Raw genomic sequence first — 18,191 nt, 5'->3', positions numbered from 1 at the left:
CGTCTTGGTTAGTCATTCAGTCGTTCTCCGCCCTGGCCTCCACCGTGGGGACCAGACTCTCGTCAAAGTGCACCGTCAGCAGGATCGGCTGGCAGCATACCTGACAATCTTCCACATATTCCTGCTCCGGCACCGATGGGTCGACGCTGACTTCCAGCGTCTCCCAGCAATAAGGGCATTGTATCGACACATAATCCAGGGCTGACATCGGCGCCTCAGAGTTGCTGTTTGGCCATCCAGGGGATGATCCGGTCAAAGGCCTCTTCCATCCGCTCACAGGTGGTCGAGAAACTGAACCTAAGCGCGTTGGTGCACTGTTCGCCGAAGGCGTCACCCGGTACCACGCACACCCCGGTTTCCTTGAGCATCCTGAGCGCAAGATCCGAGCCGTCGACGTGGCGCGGCAAATCGGGAAACGCAAAGAACGCGCCGCCCGGCTTGTAGCCGGTCAGGTAGGGCGTCTTGTCAATCAACTCGACGATCTTGTCCCGGCGCTCCCGGTAAATGCCGAGCATATCCCGCACACACTGCTGATCACCGGTCAGGGCCGCAACGCCGGCAAACTGGGAAGGCGTATTGGCAACCGAGGTAGTAAACATATGGTACCGGCGCAGGGATTTGATTGCCGCCTGGCTGGCAATCACCCAGCCAACCCGCAGTCCCGCCATGCTGTAAGTTTTGGAAAAACTGCTGATACACATGATGTTGTCCAGATCCGTGGAGCAGCTCAGAACACTGGCAAAGTCATCATCATCAAAAATCAGATGGTCGTACACCTCATCGGCATACACCTGAATGCCACGATAGGCACACTCTTCCAGAATGGTCTCCACGGTACTGCGCGGATACACCGCTCCGGTGGGATTATTCGGGTTGTTCAGGATCAATGCAAACGTGCGCGGCCCCATGGCCCGAATTACGTCGTCCGGGTCCAGCTGATGGTTGTTTTCAGCATAGGTTGGCACGTACTTCACCTCGCCACCGGTCATGCGGATCAACGGCGCATACAGCAGGAACGAAGGGTCAGTCACGATAAACTGGCGGCCGGGGGCCGAGGTTGCCGAAATAGCCAGGTACATGGCCTCGGTAGCACCACTGGTGACCAGAATGTTGTCTCTGGTCAGCTTGCGGTTGTAGCGTTTGCCGTAATAATCCCGCAGCGCCACCAGCAATTCCGGCAAACCGGCGTCCATGGTGTACCCGGTTTGCCCGGCGTTCAGTGCGTCGATATAGGCATCAATGATGTGTTTCGGCGTCGGCAAATCCGGCTGTCCGATCGAAAGATGAATCACATCTTTCATAGTGGACGCCATATTTACCAGGCGACGAATCCCCGAAACAGGAATGGCCTGCATGGCCGGGTTCCAGCTAGCCTTTGCTTTCCGGTACTTCACGTTACGCGGTTTGGTTTCGCCGGTATCCTTGTTCGCGGACTCGGGCATACACACCTCCTGACAACAGGGTAAATAGAACCTACCCCTGCAGGTTAGCCAGTAAAAATCTGCCGTACAAGCACACTGGGACTAAAGAATCGACAAATCCACCTGGAAGCCGATTGTGCCGGGCCAGGTTGACCGTTGCCCACTCGGCTACCAAACTGAGGCATTGCACTGAACAAATCGTTGTTATCCCTGCGGAGGTCAAATGACAGAGTCCAACAAGCCGGTTGTCACCGTTCTCACAGCGCCGGGAGAGTCCCCTCCCCCAGGCATTGAAGCCATTCAGGCCCGGGCGGAAGTTCGCTTTGCCTGCGACGAGCCAACCCTGAGAGATACCCTGCCCGGCACCGATGTAATGATGGTGACCGACTTCCGGACCGAAGCCCTGGAAGCCGCCTGGCCTGCCGCAGACCGGTTGCGATGGATCCACGCCACCAGTGCAGGCGTGGATGCCCTGATGTTCCCGGCCCTGACCAAAGGCGAAGTGGTGGTGACCAACGCCCGGGGCATCTTTGACCGGACCATTGCCGAATATGTGCTGTGTTCGATCCTGATGTTCGCCAAGGATTTTCCGCAATCCATCCGGTTACAACTGAAGCGCGAGTGGAAGCACCGGGATACCGAGCGGGCCGAGGGCAAGCAGGTGCTGGTGGTGGGTGCTGGCTCCATCGGGCGGCAAATCGGCAAGTTGGTGAAGGCCGCTGGCATGCAACCCCACGGCATTGCCCGAACGCCCCGGCGCGATGATCCGGATTTTGTCGCGGTGCACGGCAATGAGCAGATCTATGATCAGCTGTCCCACGCCGATTATGTGGTGATCGCGGCACCGTTGACGCCGCAAACGGAGGGCCTGTTCGATACGAAGGCGTTTACCGCCATGAAGAATTCCGCCCGCTTGATCAACATTGGCCGCGGGCCAATTGTGAAGACCGACGATCTGATCAAGGCGCTGGACGAAGGCGAGATTGCCGGCGCCGCTCTGGATGTGTTCGAGGAGGAGCCGTTACCGGCGGATCATCCGCTGTGGCAGCGGGACAATGTGATCATGACGGCGCACATGGCCGGTGACTTCATCGGCTGGAAACGGGCGTTGACGGATCAGTTCCTGGAGAACTTCGACCGCTGGCATAAGGGTGGCGAGCTGTTCAATCTCGTTAACAAGGAACTCGGCTACGCCGGCAGTTAGGTTTTAGAATTCGCCGCTCTGGTGCTTGGGCTTCTTTCTTCTGGCCTGAGTCCGGAGCGGCTAACGGGTAGCTGCTGAAAACTGCCGCTGCAGCGGCAATAAATCGAACACCCGGGTTTCGTCATTTGGGTCTACCAGTTCGGTGGACGACTTGTATACCCGTGGCGTGGTGTAGAGCATCTTCAGGGCCTTGCTGTGGGGCATGGCCATGTAACGGTCTGGCTCGTTTTGCTCCAGCCACTGCCGAACCCTCGGCGCCATGCTATGAGACATCTTCGGGAAGAAGTGGTGCTCGATGTGATGGCTGAAGCGGAAGTGCAGACGATCCAGAACCGGATGACTGCGCAGGCTCACGGAGTTATCCAACGGATTGTTGGTCGGCGCTTGGCTTGCAGCCACAACACCAGCTGGGCGTGGAAGCTGAACGAATAGGTCAGGAACAGATAGCTGTACCAGGTACCGGACCCCGGGGCCAGTTTGGTGAATTGCTTCTGCTTCGGGTCTTTTTCGTAATGGCGTAATGTGCCAAAGCTGTCTGGGTCAGTGTCACCGGCGTTGGTGTTACCGTGGTGCACCACGTTATGCCACTTGCGCCAGAACTCCGGTGGCACCAGCAACGGACCAAACCCCAGCCAGCCAAACACATTCTGCCAGCGCCGGCTCATGCCCAGCGCCCCGTGCAGCACCTCGTGGGCCAGCAACGCCTGGCAGCCAATAGTGTGGCCCACCACCAAACCCAGCCCCAGATTGGCGTACCACGGCAGCCCCGCCATCAGAATGGCCGCCAGCCCACCCCAGATCATCGCCTGCAACGGCAAAAACCAGATCACCCGCCAGGTCTGTGTCTTGAACGTATCAGTGGGAAGTTCCTTCTTCATCCGGTCGCGGAGCTCCCGCTCATCCGGCTTACCAAACACGACGGCCTCCGCCGACTCCGGTTTCACTGCTGCGTTCATTTTTCACCTTTGGTTGGTTGCGTTGTCATAGAAATTAATTTTACGGCGTACAAGTGTGCGCTGAACCTACAACAACAAATGCAAGTAGACAATGGCCGTGCAGTTAAAAAATGAAGGAATATAACCAACCTATATACATATGTTCGCCGAAAACCACTCAGAGTTTGGGGTGGGAGTCGGGACGGACTTCTGAAACCCTGCGGAGCCATGGGTGAAGCGCGAAGCGCTTCACGGGCTGGCCATGGATGGCCAGCCCAGGACCCTCAGTGCGACGCAGGAGCAATAAGCACTGAGGGGCGGAGCGGAGCGTACAGGGATGTATTCACAGCGTGTTTCAGAAGTCCGTCCCGACTCCCACCTTGCGCCCAAACAAAAAAAACGGGAGCCCTTGGGCTCCCATTTTTGATACAACCTGTAAAAGCAGACCATCAGCCCCCGGACAACGACTGCTCCGAAGGGTCCAACTCCATCTGCTGAATGGCAATCACCGCCTGCGTCCGGTTACGAACCCCGAGCTTGCGGAACACCGCCGTGATGTGGGCCTTGATGGTTGCCTCCGACACATCCAGATCGTAAGCGATCTGCTTGTTCAGAAGACCCTCGGCCAACATACCCAGCACCCGGAATTGCTGCGGCGTCAGTGACGCCAAGCGCTCCGAGAAATCCGTAGGCTCGGACTGCATCCGCTCGATCTTGTCAGCGACGCCTGCCGGCAGCCACACATCGCCTTCCAGTACCGCCTGAATGGCCTCGGTAATGGTCGGCAAAGGTGCCGATTTGGGGATAAAGCCAGACGCGCCATAGTCGATCGAACGACGCATCACCGGCATATCCTCAGAGCCAGACACAACCACCACCGGCAAGCCCGGGTACTGGCCACGCATAAACACCAGTCCGGAATAACCGTGGGCACCCGGCATGTTCAGATCCAGCAGGATCAGGTCAGCGTCCGGGTTGGCTTCTACCGCCGCCTGCAGGGCCTTGATGCTGTCAACTTCAACCGTCTTGGCATCCGGCACCGCCTGATTGACCGCCTGTTTCAATGCTGCCCGAAACAGCGGGTGATCATCAGCGACGATAATTGTTTGTGTCATTCAACAGATTCCTCACAGGTTAAGGACTGTCAACGGCCGCAGTTACTTGAACTCGCGGCTGTCGATCAGGTCATCCACTACGCCCGGATCAGCCAAGGTGGATGTGTCTCCAAGCTGATCGTGCTCATTAGCGGCAATCTTACGCAAAATCCGGCGCATAATCTTGCCCGAACGCGTTTTCGGCAGCCCAGGCGCCCATTGGATCACATCCGGAGAGGCAATCGGACCAATTTCCTTGCGTACCCACTGCACCAGCTCTTTCTTCAGCTCGTCGCTGGGCTCTTCACCTTGCACCAGGGTCACGTAGACATAAATACCCTGCCCTTTGATCTCATGCGGGTAACCCACCACGGCCGCTTCCGCCACCTTGTCGTGGGACACCAGCGCGCTTTCCACCTCAGCCGTACCCAGACGGTGGCCGGAGACGTTCAGAACATCGTCGACACGACCGGTAATCCAGTAATAGCCATCTTCGTCACGACGAGCGCCGTCACCGGTAAAGTACATGCCCTTGTAGGTGCTGAAGTAGGTCTGGATAAAGCGCTCATGATCACCATAAATGGTGCGCATTTGGCCGGGCCAGCTGTCCAGGATGACCAGGTTACCCTCGGCCTTGCCCTCCAGCAGGTTGCCTTCGTTGTCGACCAGCGCCGGCTGCACCCCGAAGAACGGCAGAGTGGCGGACCCCGGTTTGAGATCGACGGCGCCAGGCAACGGCGAAATCAGGATGCCACCGGTCTCAGTCTGCCACCAGGTGTCCACGATCGGGCATTTACTGTTACCGATAACACGATGGTACCACTCCCAGGCTTCCGGGTTGATCGGCTCGCCTACGGAGCCCAGAATTCTCAGGCTCTTGCGGTTGGTGCCGTCCATGCAGGACTCACCCTGAGCCATCAGGGCACGGATAGCCGTTGGCGCGGTGTAAAGGATGTTGACCCTGTGCTTGTCAACCACCTGACCCATGCGGGAGCTGTCCGGGTAGTTCGGCACACCTTCGAACAGCAGGGTGATGGCGCCGTTGGCCAGCGGGCCGTACAGGATATAGCTGTGACCGGTTACCCAACCAAAGTCCGCGGTGCACCAGTAGACATCACCATCGTGGTAGTCGAACACGTACTGATGAGTCATGGAAGCATACACCATGTACCCGCCCGTGGTGTGCAAAACGCCCTTCGGAGCGCCGGTAGAGCCGGAGGTGTACAGCATGAACAGCGGGTCTTCCGCATTCATCGGCTCTGGCGCGCACTCGGCAGAGGCGTCTTTCATCAGCTCGGTGTAGCTGACGTCGCGACCTTCGGTCCAGGGCACTTGTTTATTGCCGGTATGCGAGACCACAATCACCTTGTCGACGTTGGCATCGTCTTCGTGCTTGAGCGCGCTATCCACGTTCTTCTTGAGCGGAATCGCACGGCCACCACGCAAACCTTCATCGGCGGTAATGATATAGCGGGACTTGCCATTCACTACCCGGGCGGCCAGCGCTTCCGGGGAGAAGCCACCAAAAACCACCGAGTGGATCGCGCCGATGCGGGCGCACGCCAGCATGGCCACGGCGGTTTCGACGATCATCGGCATGTAGATGGTTACAACATCGCCTTTCTTCACGCCTTGGGCTTTGAGCACGTTGGCAAACTTACAGGTCTGCTCGTACAGCTCGCGGTAGGTGACGTTATGGGAAACAGAAGGATCGTCACCTTCAAAGATGATCGCGGTCTGGTCGCCACGGGTTTCAAGGTGACGGTCCAGGCAGTTGGCCGAGGCGTTCAGAACGCCGTCTTCAAACCATTTGATGGACAGATTGTTGTAATCGTAGGTCGAGTTTTTTACCTTGCTGAATGGCTTGATCCATTCGAGGCGCTTACCGTGTTCGCACCAGAAGGTATCGGGATCTTCCACCGATTGGCGATACATTTCTTCGTATTGCTCACGCGAAACCAGAGCGTGGTCAGCCACGTCAGGACTCACCGGATATACCTGTGTATCAGTCATTGTGCTCCCCCTTTAATAGAGTCTGTTGTCATTGTCGGTTTTTGTAAATTCAGGGTGGTCGGGCCTGGTCAGCCCATAAGACAGATGTCTGTAGTTCAACATGTGTGCCACCGCACAATGAATTAGACTAACGTACTAATCTACCGCCATTTTCAGGCCAGCCTGCACTGAAATGCCGTGATCAAGGCAGGGTAAAGCGGCTTTGACAGCGACTTTAGCAAGAATAGTTGCTCTTTATGGAATGGCAAAGCAGGGAGGGATAAAAGCCGGCCCAGGGAGTGATCGGGCCGGCCCAAAGCACTGGTTCAGGCTGCTTTTTGACGCGACCTGGAGGCCCTCAGGCTGAAAACCTTACGCTCTTTGAGCGCGTAACGGTTCAGACCTGCCAGGTGGATTTTACGGAGATACACCTCCCAGTCGATCTGGCGCGCGTCCACCGGGAACAGCACTTTATCGACCGTTCCCATGCGAGCAGACAGCGCCTGCAACTCATCGTTGCAGAAGATGTAATCCGGGGCGGTATAAAAGCCGAAAATAGTTGCCAGCGATTGCGTAGTATCCAGGTTTTTCAATACCTTCAGATCCCGGGAGTGGCCCAGCAGCTTCAGCACCTTGTCAGTGACACTCAACGGCAGGCGGACACCACTGACCACAAGATCAAACAGCGCCCGATTCACTGCCACAAACGGTTTGCTGGGCTGCCGGTAAAACAGGTGATCATAGGCTGCATAATTAGCTTTGGCTTCGGCCATCAAGTGATCAATGAACTGCCCCAGAGACACCGGATTCGAGCCGCCACTGCAGCACTGATAGATTCGTCTGCGCCCAGGCTCCCCGAGCGCCTCCGCCAAGGAAAGAATGATCGCATTGGCCACCAGATCGACCGGGATCACATCAATGATGCCGGACCGCTTGCCCGGGAACAGGGACACTTTTTCCCGGGCGTACGCCAGGATAATGGCATCGGCCACTTTGACTCCCTCAATCCAGCCAGGTGCCGGCTCTTCCAGCGCACTTTCAATGATGGAGGGTCGCACGATGGTCAGGCTACGGCCATTCAGCGCCTTCATTAACAACTGCTCACCTAACCATTTGGTAAAGGTATAGGTGTCACTCCAACCGTAGCGGTTGGCTTCCTGAATTCCCAGATCAATCAGTTTCTTTTCCAGAGTCTTGCCAGAATATCGGGCACGGACATCAGCAATCTTATCCTGCAGCAAACGCACCAGCTCTTCGATCTCGTAATAACCTTTACTGGAACGGGGAATCGCCTGCCCGGCCGGCTTGATCACAGACTCGGAAACCTGGCCAGAATTCATACCATTGACGTAACAGGTGGACACCTGAAGCACCGCCAGCCGAGAGTTCAGACCGGCCAGCCCCGCGATATTTTCAAGACACAGGGTATTGATGGTCAGAGCTTTATCCAGCTCTTCCCGGAAGTTGACACTGGCAGCCGAGTTAATCACCGCGTCCAGCTCACTCGCCAACCTGGCGCAGGCGTCTTCGGTCATGCCAAAACGGGGCTCGGTGACTTCACCGGTAATGCAATGAACCCGGTGCTCGATAAAGGTTTCAAATCCTTCCGGGTCGGTTTCTCTCAGCCGATCAAAAACGGAGGAGGTTGCGATTTCGTTGAGAAAGCGGCCGCGAGCGTCCGGGTGTCGCTTATTACCCCTGATCAGCAGATAGATGCCTCCGATATCAGGCACGGTTCTGATCAACTTTTCCAGAACAACCTTACCCAGAAAGCCGGTGGTACCGGTAATCAGTACCCGCTTGCCCCGAAGCTGACCGAGCACTTTCGAGGAAGATTCATGTTGCTTCACCTGCTGCATTGCCATGGTAGAACTCCATCTCTGTTTTCTCTGTCGCCGGCAAACAGAGCCGGCAAAAATGTCGTGGGCGGGACCCGTTCCTTTGCCCCGTTATCTGAGCATCCGTATTGCATACCACTTGTCAGATTCGACTGCATAATGCAGGCCACGAATTAAAATTACGCTTAATTTTTGCACAGAAAAGGTGACAGGGCGGTGACAGATTGCAAAATTACGACACAAAACCTTACAATAAAATGACTCTTAGGGAGGCATGTCGCACGAGGTCTTACCAGGACCTGTCGCGGTCATTACCGGCCAGAGAGCGCAGCAAATCATTCAGCGACACATCCGCCGGTTTTTCCCGCAGCGCGCGAACCAGTTGATCCTGCTCACCGAAACTGACCCGATCATAAAGCGGCTCGTTGACCGACCGAAAGCGGGTAGCGGAGGCTTCAACAGCCTCAGGCGAAGCCAGTTCGCGGGCCAGCTGGCCAAGATGACGGGCCAGTTTTTCGCGGTCGTCCACCACCAGATTTTCCCAGGCCATTGAGGCCAGGCCGGTTTGCACTATCTCAACAGTGTCGGCATCAGGCTTGCGCCCCAAAAGGGCAAACAGGCGCGTGAACGCTTCATATCGAAGCATGCCATTATCTGGCGAGGCCTCCAGTATGGCACCCAGCCGTCCAACCAGATCCAGGCATTGTTGTATAGGCGAGCCGCTTTCAACGGCCGGCGATGGGGGTACACCTACTTTGTCGGCTTGCCGGCGCGCAACCTGATGCCAATAGGCCGCAATACCGGCTTTCCGGCGCGGCAGCCCGGCCAGATGCACATTGAGCATCTCTGCCAGCGAATGGAATTGCCGGCATGACGGATCCGACGCTGGCAACAACGTGACCGGGCTCTGGTTGAGAACGGACTGCCGGAGCGTCTCGTCTCGCCAGAGCGCCCCCAGGTAATGCAGTGACCATTGCAGGTGTCGCTGACAGGCGCCGTTGAGGCGCTGATACACCGATCTGGCCTGGCTCGCGCCCTGAGCCATATTGACGATCACCGATGGTGTCCGGCGATAGCCTCGACGCTTCATCACTTTCAGCAGCGAAAACGCGTCGGTGAGTGAGGCAGGATCAGGAGAGACCACCAGGCAGGCCAGTTCCGCAGCCGCTATCATGTGCAAGCCAACCGCCTGCAGACCAGCGGCGGTGTCCACGATCACATAATCGTAACGGTGCTCCAGCTCATGCAAGCCTCGCAAAAGCACCAGGCTGTCGCCGTTCGACATCTCCATGCATTCCTGCACGCCAGAGGCCCCCGGCACAATATGCAGCCCTGAATAACTATGCAGGATTGCCTCGTCCATCGTGCATCGGCTGGCAACCACATCGGCCAGCGTGCGCTCCGGATACAACCCCACCAGCAGGCTGACATTGGCCAGATCTGTGTCTGCATCCAGCAACAACACCTGATAGCCACTCTTGGCCAGCACAAGTGCAAGATTCAGCGCAACGGTGGTTTTTCCTACCCCACCTTTACCGCCGGTGATTGCGATGGTCCTTGGTTGGCGCAACATTTGCGTTCCCTGTAGCGATACTTTGAAAACAGACTAAACTCAGGACTTGTCACTATAAGCGACATTTTAACCTGTAAAAAGGTTACTCATATCACAGACTGCGGGATACCTTGCTTAAAAAAACAGCAATGAGTATTTAATAGTGAGGTTTTATTGTCTAAGCTCACCGGCTTAGAAGAAGAATGAACTCCCTGTCATAAAAATTAACTACAAATCAGGGAGCCTTATACCCGACCGCTACGAACGGGGTGTGAAGGACACAAGGCGAGCGATGAATAATGCGACGGACATTGCAACGGATTTACACTTACCCAGCCTGCCGGAAGTTACCCTGCGAGCGCTGGAGGCGTGCCATGCTGGCGAAAACTATCGCGCCATCAGCCAGATCGTCGCAACCGACACTGCCCTGATTACCCGACTGTTGGCGCTATCCAATTCTGCCCTGTACCGAAGCAGCCCGCCGATTCGCTCGACTGAACAGGCACTTATGCGCTTGGGCACGCGCCGTTTCCAGACCCTGCTGTTAACTTCCGCACTACGCCAGCTTCTATTCGAACTGGACAGCGACGAATGGCAGCAGCTGCGCGACTTCTGGCGGCATTCCCTGATCACCGCCCTGACCGCCAAAACCCTCGCCACCCTGACCCGCTACCCGGATCCGGAAGAAGCCTTCCTGCTCGGCATGGTCCATAACATTGCCGAACTGATTGCCATCAAAACACCGCCGGGCAAAAGGCAGGAGATCCTCAATCACCAAAATGACATCGCAGCCGAGCTGGTGACCAGCTGGGGCCTCGGGGCCATGGCCGCAGATGCCATGCGCTATCAGCAGGCCGCACCGACACAACTCCGGGATGCCGGGCATCTGGTCAAACTGATCAGTCTGGCGACCCGGCTGGCTTTGTCAGATTCAGCGGGCATTGCTGCTGCAGGCACCATTTTCGGGTTGCAAGACGACCTGACACAAGAAATATGCAGCAAGATCAACGAAGAGGTTGCCAGTATGGCTGCGTCTTTCGGCCTCCCCCTGGACACCACTTACGACAACAGCGCAGGGTCGCGACAACTGAGGCAGTCTTTGATCCATCAGGTCATGACCAGCAAATCCCTTGAGCTGAGAACGGCGGACGCGGTCAACACGAACGACCTGATTGCCAGCACGGCGGGCAGCCTTACGGTACTGACCGGCTTGCCCACGTTATGCTTTGGGCCGGATGACGATGAGCTGAGACTGTTGTCCGGCACCTGCATCAACCTGCCCGACCTGCGACTGGCGCCGGTATCTGGCGGCAGCGTTCTGACCGAAGCCTTTTACACCGGCACCCCTCTGCATCTGAGTGACCGAACCCCAAGTGTGCTGGACCAACAACTGCTGTCGATCCTGAGGACGCCGTCGTTTTTGGCGATGCCAATTGTTGTTCACGGTAGCCCAGTCGCCGTTTTTGCCCTTGGCCTGTATGCAGAGATTGTCGAGAGCACCAAGACGCTGACCCAACTGTTCGCCGGCCAGCTCGCCTTGCTGATCGAGGATCAATGGCCTGACGCGGCAGATGTCGATGCCCAGATCGTCAATGATCGGCTGCGGCGCCAGGTGCATGAAATCAGCAACCCGCTGACCATCGTCAAACAATACATTTTCCAGCTGCGTAGCCGGCTTGAAGATAGCGATGTACAAGGTGATCTGGACATCATTCAGGAAGAGCTGGACCGCGCCGGTTATTTGCTGCTGCAAATCAGCAATAGCGACACACCCGGCCCCGATACCACCGCAACCGACCTCAACGCCGAACTGGAAAGCCTCGTGCGCATTCTTCGGGACAGCCTGTTCAGTCGTCCAGACCGGACACTCAATGTGCAGCTGTGCACGGAGCAGGCCCGGGTCAAAGGCAGCCTGTCAGCGGTGCGCCAGATCGTGATCAACCTGATCCGGAATGCCGTCGAAAGCCTTGGGCACGAGCAAGGCGATATCACCCTGCGCACCGCCGCACCCGTTTACCAGAACCAGCGCAACTGGATCGAATTGCAGATAGCCGACAACGGCCCGGGCATTCCGGAAGCCGTCCGGCGCAACTTGTTTGCGCCGGTTGCCAGCTCAAAAGGACAAGGCCACAGCGGATTAGGCCTGAGCATTGTGAAACAACTGATTGATGACATGGAGGGCATCATCGCTTGCCACACGGGGCAGGAAGGCACCAGCTTCCGGATTTTGCTACCCGCGGCCAGCCAGATGAAAAACGATACCGACTGACGAAACTACGGAATCAGACCAATGGCACCTGAACAAAGCAGACCACCCTCATCCGGGTTTTATCCGGCCCGGATTCTGGTGGCAGACGACGAGCCGCGCCTGCTGACCTCACTGGCTGCGTTGCTGAGGCGCCGGAACTTTGATGTCACTGAAGCGGGCAGCGGCCGTGAAGCCTGTGATCAGCTGACTGATCAATCCTTCGATCTGGCGCTGCTGGACCTTAATATGCCCGACACCGACGGTTTTGCGGTCATGGAGAAAATCGCCAGACTACAACCCGATTGCGGTGTGATCGTGGTCAGCGGTGAAAGCTCCTTCAGTACCGTCAGCCGCGCCCTGCGCCGAGGCGCACTGGACTATATCCGAAAACCGTTTGACCCCGAAGAACTGCTCGCCACCGTTGAAAGTGTGCTCGGAAAACAGTCCCTGATCAAAGCCCATGAACTGATTCAGACCCGGCTGGAAAAATCCGAGGCCTTGCACCGTTACATCGTTAACAGCTCACCCGACATCGTCTTCATGCTCGATAAAACCGGGCACATCTGTTTCATCAATAACAAGGTGGAGAGCCTACTCGGCTATCAACCCGCTGAACTCTGCGGCGAGCATTTTCGAGTCATTCTGGATGATCGCGATGTCGCGCGGGGCACCTACGCCCTGCGCGGCCCAGACATTTCGGCAGATAACCCCCGCACGCTGGAAGTGCGCCTGAAAACCCGAGGCAATAGCAAGGCCACCCGGCACTTCGAGATCACCGCTTTTCCGGTCGATCCGCAAAGCTGGCCCCAAACCGGTGTCACCCTGGGCGGCAGCACTCGCCAACCGGCCCGCTATTATGGCATTGCCCGTGATGTCACCGAGCGCAAGGAAGCCGAAGCCTTTATCAACTTCCAGGCCTACCATGACCTGCTTACCCGCTTACCCAATCGAGCGTTATTTAAAGATCGGTTGGAGCTGGCCATCACCCAGGCCCGTCGCAGCGAGCAGAAGCTGGCCGTGATGTTTCTGGATCTGGACCGATTCAAAGTGGTTAACGACACCCTTGGCCACGCTATGGGTGACCGCTTATTGCAGGCAGTGACTCACCGCCTGGAAAAATGCCTCCGCCGGGGCGATACTCTATCGCGCTTTGGCGGTGATGAATTCACCCTGCTGCTGCCCTCCATCCACAGCCCGGAGGACGCCCGCGGCATCGCCAAAAAACTGATTCAGGCGCTGAAAGATCCGTTCCAACTGGGTAACCATGAAGTGTTTGTTGGCGTCAGCATCGGCATTGCCGTATTCCCGGATGCCGGCAACACCATGGATCAGCTGATCCAGAATGCTGACATCGCCATGTACCACGTCAAAGCCCGGGGCAAAGACGGCTACCGTTTCTTTACCGACAGCATGAGCATCGATACCGCCCACCGCCTAAGCCTGGAACGGGACCTTCGGCTTGCCCTGGAACGGGACGAGCTCCGAGTACACTATCAACCCCAAGTCTGTTCCCGCACTAACCAGGTGGTGGGCCTGGAAGCCCTGGTCCGCTGGCAACATCCGGAACGCGGTCTGCTGTACCCGGCGGATTTTCTCCCGCTGGCCGAGGAAACCCGGCTCATCGGCAAGCTCAGCGAACGGGTCCTGGATCAGGCCTGCCGCGACGTGGGCCGTTGGATCAACAGCGGGCACCCTACCCTGCGGCTGGCGGTGAACCTGTCACCAAGCCAGGTGGAGCACCCTCGATTCGTGGAAACCTTGCTGGAGCGGGTGCGTGCGCACAGGTTCCCGGCCCGAAACCTGGAAATCGAAATCACTGAAAACGTGATCATGAGCGATCTGGAACAGATCAGTCGCAAACTGAAAGAGCTGGCAGACACCGGTGTCCGCATCGCCATTGACGATTTTGGCACAGGGTATTCATCTTTGAATTATCTGCACAGACTGCCCATCCACACATTGAAAGTGGATCAATCCTTCGTCAAAGCCATCCGCAGCGGCGAAGACGGTGCCTGCATTGTCAACGCCATTGTGGCCATGGCCCACGGCCTGAAACTGGAAATTGTGGCAGAAGGCGTTGAAACCGACGACCAGCTTAGCTACCTCAAAAGCCTCGGTTGCCATCAGGTGCAGGGGTTCTTCTACGGTCCGGCCCGGCCTGCGGCCGATATCAGCCGACTGTTACGCAGAGACGGCCTGGCCTTCGCCTCCACAGCCTGAATCAAACATGATTGTTCTACATTCCTATAATAAAAATTGACCCGGTTTGCAAAGTGTTTCGATGCGTTACTTTGTGTATCCATATTTGCGCAGTACTGCACATATTTCACTCCGACCCTTCTCTAAGCTCAGGTTATCAGTAACCGATCACCGGAATGTCTGACTAGTTGTCAGGGCAACAATCACAATAACGGTGACGGTCAACCAGAGAACAAGAAGAAGGCAGCCGCCACCATGCGCGACAAGTACAAGTACATCGGCCCCGTATATGATTTTCTGAGCAACCTCTACAGCGGCAAGAACATACACCGCTGCAAAACCGCCATGCTGGATATCGAAACCGTGAAACCGGGTGACCGCATCCTGTTTGCCGGTGTCGGCCATGGTCGGGATGCCATCCGGGCAGCGGAACTGGGGGCAGAGGTCACCGTGGTCGACCTGTCCGAGACCATGCTCCGAAAGTTCGGGGATGCCCAGCAAAAGGAGGCCCCGCACCTGACCATCCGCCGGATTCACAGCGACATAATGGAGGTGGATGAGTTCGAGCACTACGACATGGTCGTCGCCAACTTTTTCCTGAACGTGTTTGATGAAGACATGATGGTCAAAGTGCTGGAGCATCTGATTCGCCTCGGCAAAGCCGACGCAAAAGTGGTGGTGGGTGATTTCTGCTATCCGACCGGCAACATCTTGTCCCGCTTGTTCAAGAAACTCTATTGGTACATGGCCGTGTTTATCTTCTGGCTTTTTGCCAACAACGCCTTCCACAAGATCTACAACTATCCCGAACACATGCAGCGCCTGGGCCTGCAGGTAACTGAGAAAAAGCATTTCAAACTGCTGAACATGGATTGCTACTGGTCGATTCTTGGCCAAAAGCGCACCTGAACCTCGAAACCATAAAATAACAACAGGTTACCGGGAGCCTTATCATGTCAGATCAGATTCTTGCACTGGACAGTCTGGGGGAGCTGGCCGATGGCCAATTTACCTTCACCGAACGGATCAGCTACCTCAAGCAGTACGGCGCGCACACCCAGTCGTTCTCAACACTGCAACCGGGCATGCAATATTTTGACGTACCAGGCATTGGTTACATCGCCTATATGCGCAAATGGGGCGGCACCTTTGTACTGTCAGATCCGGTGAGTGCCAAGGAAAACTTCCCGCTGATGCTTGAGCGCTTTCATCAGCGATACCCGAACGCCTGTTACATCCAGGTGTCTAAAACGGTGGTTGAGTTCCTGCACCTGCGGTTCGGGCTTTATGGTACCCAGTTTGGCAGCGAATCCCGGATTGATCTGCGCAAATGGTCTCTGACCGGCAAAAAGAAGCAAATACTGCGCACCGCCCTGAATCAGGCGGAAAAAAGCGGCATCAAGGTGATGGAGCGGTTCAGTGACGATCACACTCGCGAAATTTCCGAGGCCTGGATTCGCACTCGAAAATGCAAAAGCAACGAGATCCGGTTTCTGATCCGCCCCATGGAGATGGACTACCGGGAAAATGAACGGCACTTCTACGCCTATCAGCATGGCAAGGCGGTAGGCTTTATTTACTTTGATCCGGTCTATCGCAACAACGAGATCATCAGTTACGTGCCGAACATTTCGCGTGCCAACGCCGATTTCCGCCAGGGCATCTTCTATACCTTAATGGCCCACGCCATGGAAACCTTCAAAGCGGAAGGTGTGCCGTACCTGGACCTGGGGCTGATCCCGCTGTCGCTGGACAGCGCCACCGAACATCAGGAAAGCCGTTTGCTGAAACGACTCATGCACGGCATCTATGAGAAGGGTAACTTCCTTTACAACTTCAAAGGGCTGGAGTTCACCAAGTCACGCTTCCGGGGTGACAACTTCAAGACCTACTGCTGCCACAAGCGGGCCATCCCGGTGCTGGAGTTTCTGGCCATGTTCAAACTGACCCGGCTGCTGTAGCGCCAGGCCACTGGCCGCTGATCCGAGCCACCGCAATGCCCATCTCCATCATGAAATACGCGATATCACCCGGTGCCGCGCCGGTAAAACAGGCCTGAATCACCACCGGCGCGCCGTCTGCACGAGTGGTCTCCGCCTCTGTCAGTCGGCCGGACTGTTCCAGCAAAAAACCCACCCGCCGCGCAATCGCCTCACCCGATTCCACCCACGTGTTCACTTCCGGCAGACTTTTCCGAAGCCAGGGTAAGAGCAGGGGGTAGTGGGTGCAACCCAGCACAACGGTATCCACAGCGTTCGCGCGCAAGGGCGCCATCGCCTCATCCAGCTCAACCTGCGGCGGTTCTCCGCCCTGCACCAGTTGTTCCGCCCAGGACACCAGGCCGGGATGACCGACACGAACAATCTCGCAATCTGAGGCAAACTCGGCAATCAGGTCATCCAGGTAGGGGCGCTGAATGGTGGCCGGGGTGGCCAACAGTCCGATGCGCCGGTTAACCGAGCAGGCCGCCGCCGGCTTGACCGCCGGCACCACCCCCACCACCGGCACCACCGTCATCGCCCTCAGGTGCGGCAACACGACGGTACTGGCGGTGTTGCAGGCCACCACAATGACGTCACAAGAGAACTGCGCAAGACACTCACCAATCAGCGCACAGCTGCGGGCAATGACCACCTGTTCAGACTGCCCACCGTAGGGAAACCCGGCGTTATCCGCCAGATACACCAACTCGGCGCCGGGCAGGGCCCGATGAATACAGGCGGCCACGCTCAGCCCGCCCACACCGGAATCAAACACCAGGATACGTGGCGTGCTCATGTCAGGCATCGTCCCGGGCACGAGCAATGTCATCTTTGATCGCACCGATCAGACGCCCCGCAATGGTGGTTTCGGGCGGTATCGGCGGATGATCCTCAGCGCTGAACCAGCCCGCATCCGCCAGCTCATCTTCCTGCAGGCAAAGCTCACCGCCCTGATAGTCAGCCACAAACCCCATCATGAGCTGATGGGGAAAAGGCCAGGGCTGGGAACTCTGATAGCGGACATTGCCAACGTCCAGCCCGGTTTCCTCCTTCACCTCTCGGGCCACCGCCTGCTCCAGGCTTTCGCCGGGCTCCACAAAGCCGGCAATCAGGCTGTAGAAGTTGCGGGTAACCCTCGAAGACCGAGCCAACAGAAAACGGTTGTCCCGCCGGATAATGACGATGACGCAGGGAGCAATTCTGGGGTACCAGGGAATATGGCAGCGGTCACACCAGCGAGCGCGCTCTCGTGGATGGGGCTGTGTGCGCTCACCACACCGGCCACAGTAGCGGTGATCCTGCCACCACTGCCAGACCTGAAAGCCGGTGCTGAGCAGATCCACCGGCGCCTCTGGCAACGCTATCAAGGCGTCTCTCAGGGTGAGGGTCTGCAGCCCGGGCAGGCCTGAATCCGGCAGCGTGGTGACAAACAACGGCTGGCCATTCCAGGTACCCAGGGCCAGGGCTTCCGGCCGGCTGTCACCCATCTCCGGACCACCCCAACGCAGAAACCAGCCATCGCCGGGTTTGAGGATATTGGTTCCGGAAAAAGCCAGCAGCAGATCCCCGGCCACTGGCGCATCTTCAGACCAGCCTGGCACCCATTGAGCCCTGTTGTTCACCATACTTTTGCCTTCTCAGCCAATGTTTTGTCTGAACCGCAATGTAACACATCACATTCACCAGCAAGAATCGGTATACCGCTTTCCGCACCCGCCTCAACCCG

Annotated in this window: 15 protein-coding genes; 5 read left to right on the top strand and 10 right to left on the bottom strand. The window is 57.0% G+C overall.

Going from position 1 to position 18,191, the window contains the following annotated elements; all coding sequences use genetic code 11:
- Positions 1-16: 16 nt before the first annotated feature.
- Together C7H08_RS13500 and C7H08_RS13495 are read right to left on the bottom strand one after the other, a co-directional pair.
- Positions 17-208, bottom strand: a complete 192-nt coding sequence (locus C7H08_RS13500) for a CPXCG motif-containing cysteine-rich protein (RefSeq protein WP_106672764.1) — start codon at positions 206-208, stop codon at positions 17-19.
- A 7-nt stretch (positions 209-215) separates the two neighbouring features.
- Positions 216-1,442 (bottom strand): pyridoxal phosphate-dependent aminotransferase, encoded by a 1,227-nt coding sequence (locus C7H08_RS13495; RefSeq protein WP_106672763.1) that lies wholly within the window; start codon positions 1,440-1,442, stop codon positions 216-218.
- Between the two features lie 202 nt (positions 1,443-1,644).
- Here C7H08_RS13495 and C7H08_RS13490 point away from each other — a divergent pair, with 202 nt between their 5' ends.
- Entirely contained in the window at positions 1,645-2,625 is a 981-nt protein-coding gene (locus C7H08_RS13490; protein WP_106672762.1) for a D-2-hydroxyacid dehydrogenase, read from the top strand.
- Positions 2,626-2,685: 60 nt separating this feature from the next.
- Here the strand turns inward: C7H08_RS13490 and C7H08_RS18425 are convergent, their stop codons facing one another.
- The 6 genes from C7H08_RS18425 to C7H08_RS13465 all read right to left on the bottom strand — a co-directional run bounded on the left by C7H08_RS18425 (position 2,686) and on the right by C7H08_RS13465 (position 10,057).
- A complete protein-coding gene (locus C7H08_RS18425; protein ID WP_243411436.1) occupies positions 2,686-2,979 on the bottom strand; it encodes a fatty acid desaturase in 294 nt (97 codons plus the stop codon).
- Positions 2,976-3,581 (bottom strand): fatty acid desaturase, encoded by a 606-nt coding sequence (locus C7H08_RS13485; RefSeq protein ID WP_227663404.1) that lies wholly within the window; start codon positions 3,579-3,581, stop codon positions 2,976-2,978. The genes C7H08_RS18425 and C7H08_RS13485 overlap by 4 nt, the downstream gene beginning before the upstream one ends.
- Positions 3,582-4,009: 428 nt before the next feature.
- Entirely contained in the window at positions 4,010-4,675 is a 666-nt protein-coding gene (locus C7H08_RS13480) for a response regulator (RefSeq protein WP_044386982.1), read from the bottom strand.
- A gap of 42 nt (positions 4,676-4,717) precedes the next feature.
- Positions 4,718-6,667, bottom strand: a complete 1,950-nt coding sequence (gene acs / locus C7H08_RS13475) for an acetate--CoA ligase (RefSeq protein ID WP_106672761.1) — start codon at positions 6,665-6,667, stop codon at positions 4,718-4,720.
- 305 nt (positions 6,668-6,972) lie between these two features.
- Positions 6,973-8,511: a fatty acyl-CoA reductase gene (locus C7H08_RS13470; protein WP_106672760.1), complete on the bottom strand. Its 1,539-nt coding sequence runs from the start codon at positions 8,509-8,511 to the stop codon at positions 6,973-6,975.
- A 262-nt stretch (positions 8,512-8,773) separates the two neighbouring features.
- Positions 8,774-10,057 carry a MinD/ParA family ATP-binding protein gene (locus tag C7H08_RS13465; protein ID WP_106672759.1) on the bottom strand — a complete coding sequence of 428 codons (1,284 nt, stop codon included), beginning with the start codon at positions 10,055-10,057 and terminating at the stop codon, positions 8,774-8,776.
- 271 nt (positions 10,058-10,328) lie between these two features.
- Between C7H08_RS13465 and C7H08_RS13460 the strand changes: the two genes are divergently transcribed.
- From C7H08_RS13460 to C7H08_RS13445, 4 genes are all read left to right on the top strand, one after another.
- On the top strand, positions 10,329-12,305 hold the full coding sequence (locus tag C7H08_RS13460) for an HDOD domain-containing protein (RefSeq protein WP_106672758.1): 1,977 nt from the start codon (positions 10,329-10,331) through the stop codon (positions 12,303-12,305).
- Between the two features lie 21 nt (positions 12,306-12,326).
- Entirely contained in the window at positions 12,327-14,504 is a 2,178-nt protein-coding gene (locus C7H08_RS13455) for a putative bifunctional diguanylate cyclase/phosphodiesterase (RefSeq protein ID WP_106672757.1), read from the top strand.
- Between the two features lie 234 nt (positions 14,505-14,738).
- Complete coding sequence (locus C7H08_RS13450; protein ID WP_106672756.1) at positions 14,739-15,392, top strand: class I SAM-dependent methyltransferase; 654 nt, start codon at positions 14,739-14,741, stop codon at positions 15,390-15,392.
- 44 nt (positions 15,393-15,436) lie between these two features.
- Complete coding sequence (locus C7H08_RS13445) at positions 15,437-16,444, top strand: DUF2156 domain-containing protein (RefSeq protein ID WP_106672755.1); 1,008 nt, start codon at positions 15,437-15,439, stop codon at positions 16,442-16,444.
- Here C7H08_RS13445 and murI read toward each other — a convergent pair.
- Together murI and nudC are read right to left on the bottom strand one after the other, a co-directional pair.
- On the bottom strand, positions 16,422-17,270 hold the full coding sequence (gene murI / locus C7H08_RS13440) for a glutamate racemase (protein WP_106672754.1): 849 nt from the start codon (positions 17,268-17,270) through the stop codon (positions 16,422-16,424). The genes C7H08_RS13445 and murI overlap by 23 nt on opposite strands.
- Positions 17,263-18,090 (bottom strand): NAD(+) diphosphatase, encoded by an 828-nt coding sequence (nudC, locus tag C7H08_RS13435; RefSeq protein ID WP_106672753.1) that lies wholly within the window; start codon positions 18,088-18,090, stop codon positions 17,263-17,265. The genes murI and nudC overlap by 8 nt, the downstream gene beginning before the upstream one ends.
- Between the last annotated feature and the right edge of the window lie 101 nt (positions 18,091-18,191).

This window comes from Marinobacter halophilus (genome assembly GCF_003007685.1).
Lineage (GTDB): Bacteria > Pseudomonadota > Gammaproteobacteria > Pseudomonadales > Oleiphilaceae > Marinobacter > Marinobacter halophilus.
The sequence above is the reverse complement of the archived record's forward strand: the minus strand, read 5'-3'. Positions and strand labels throughout refer to the sequence as shown.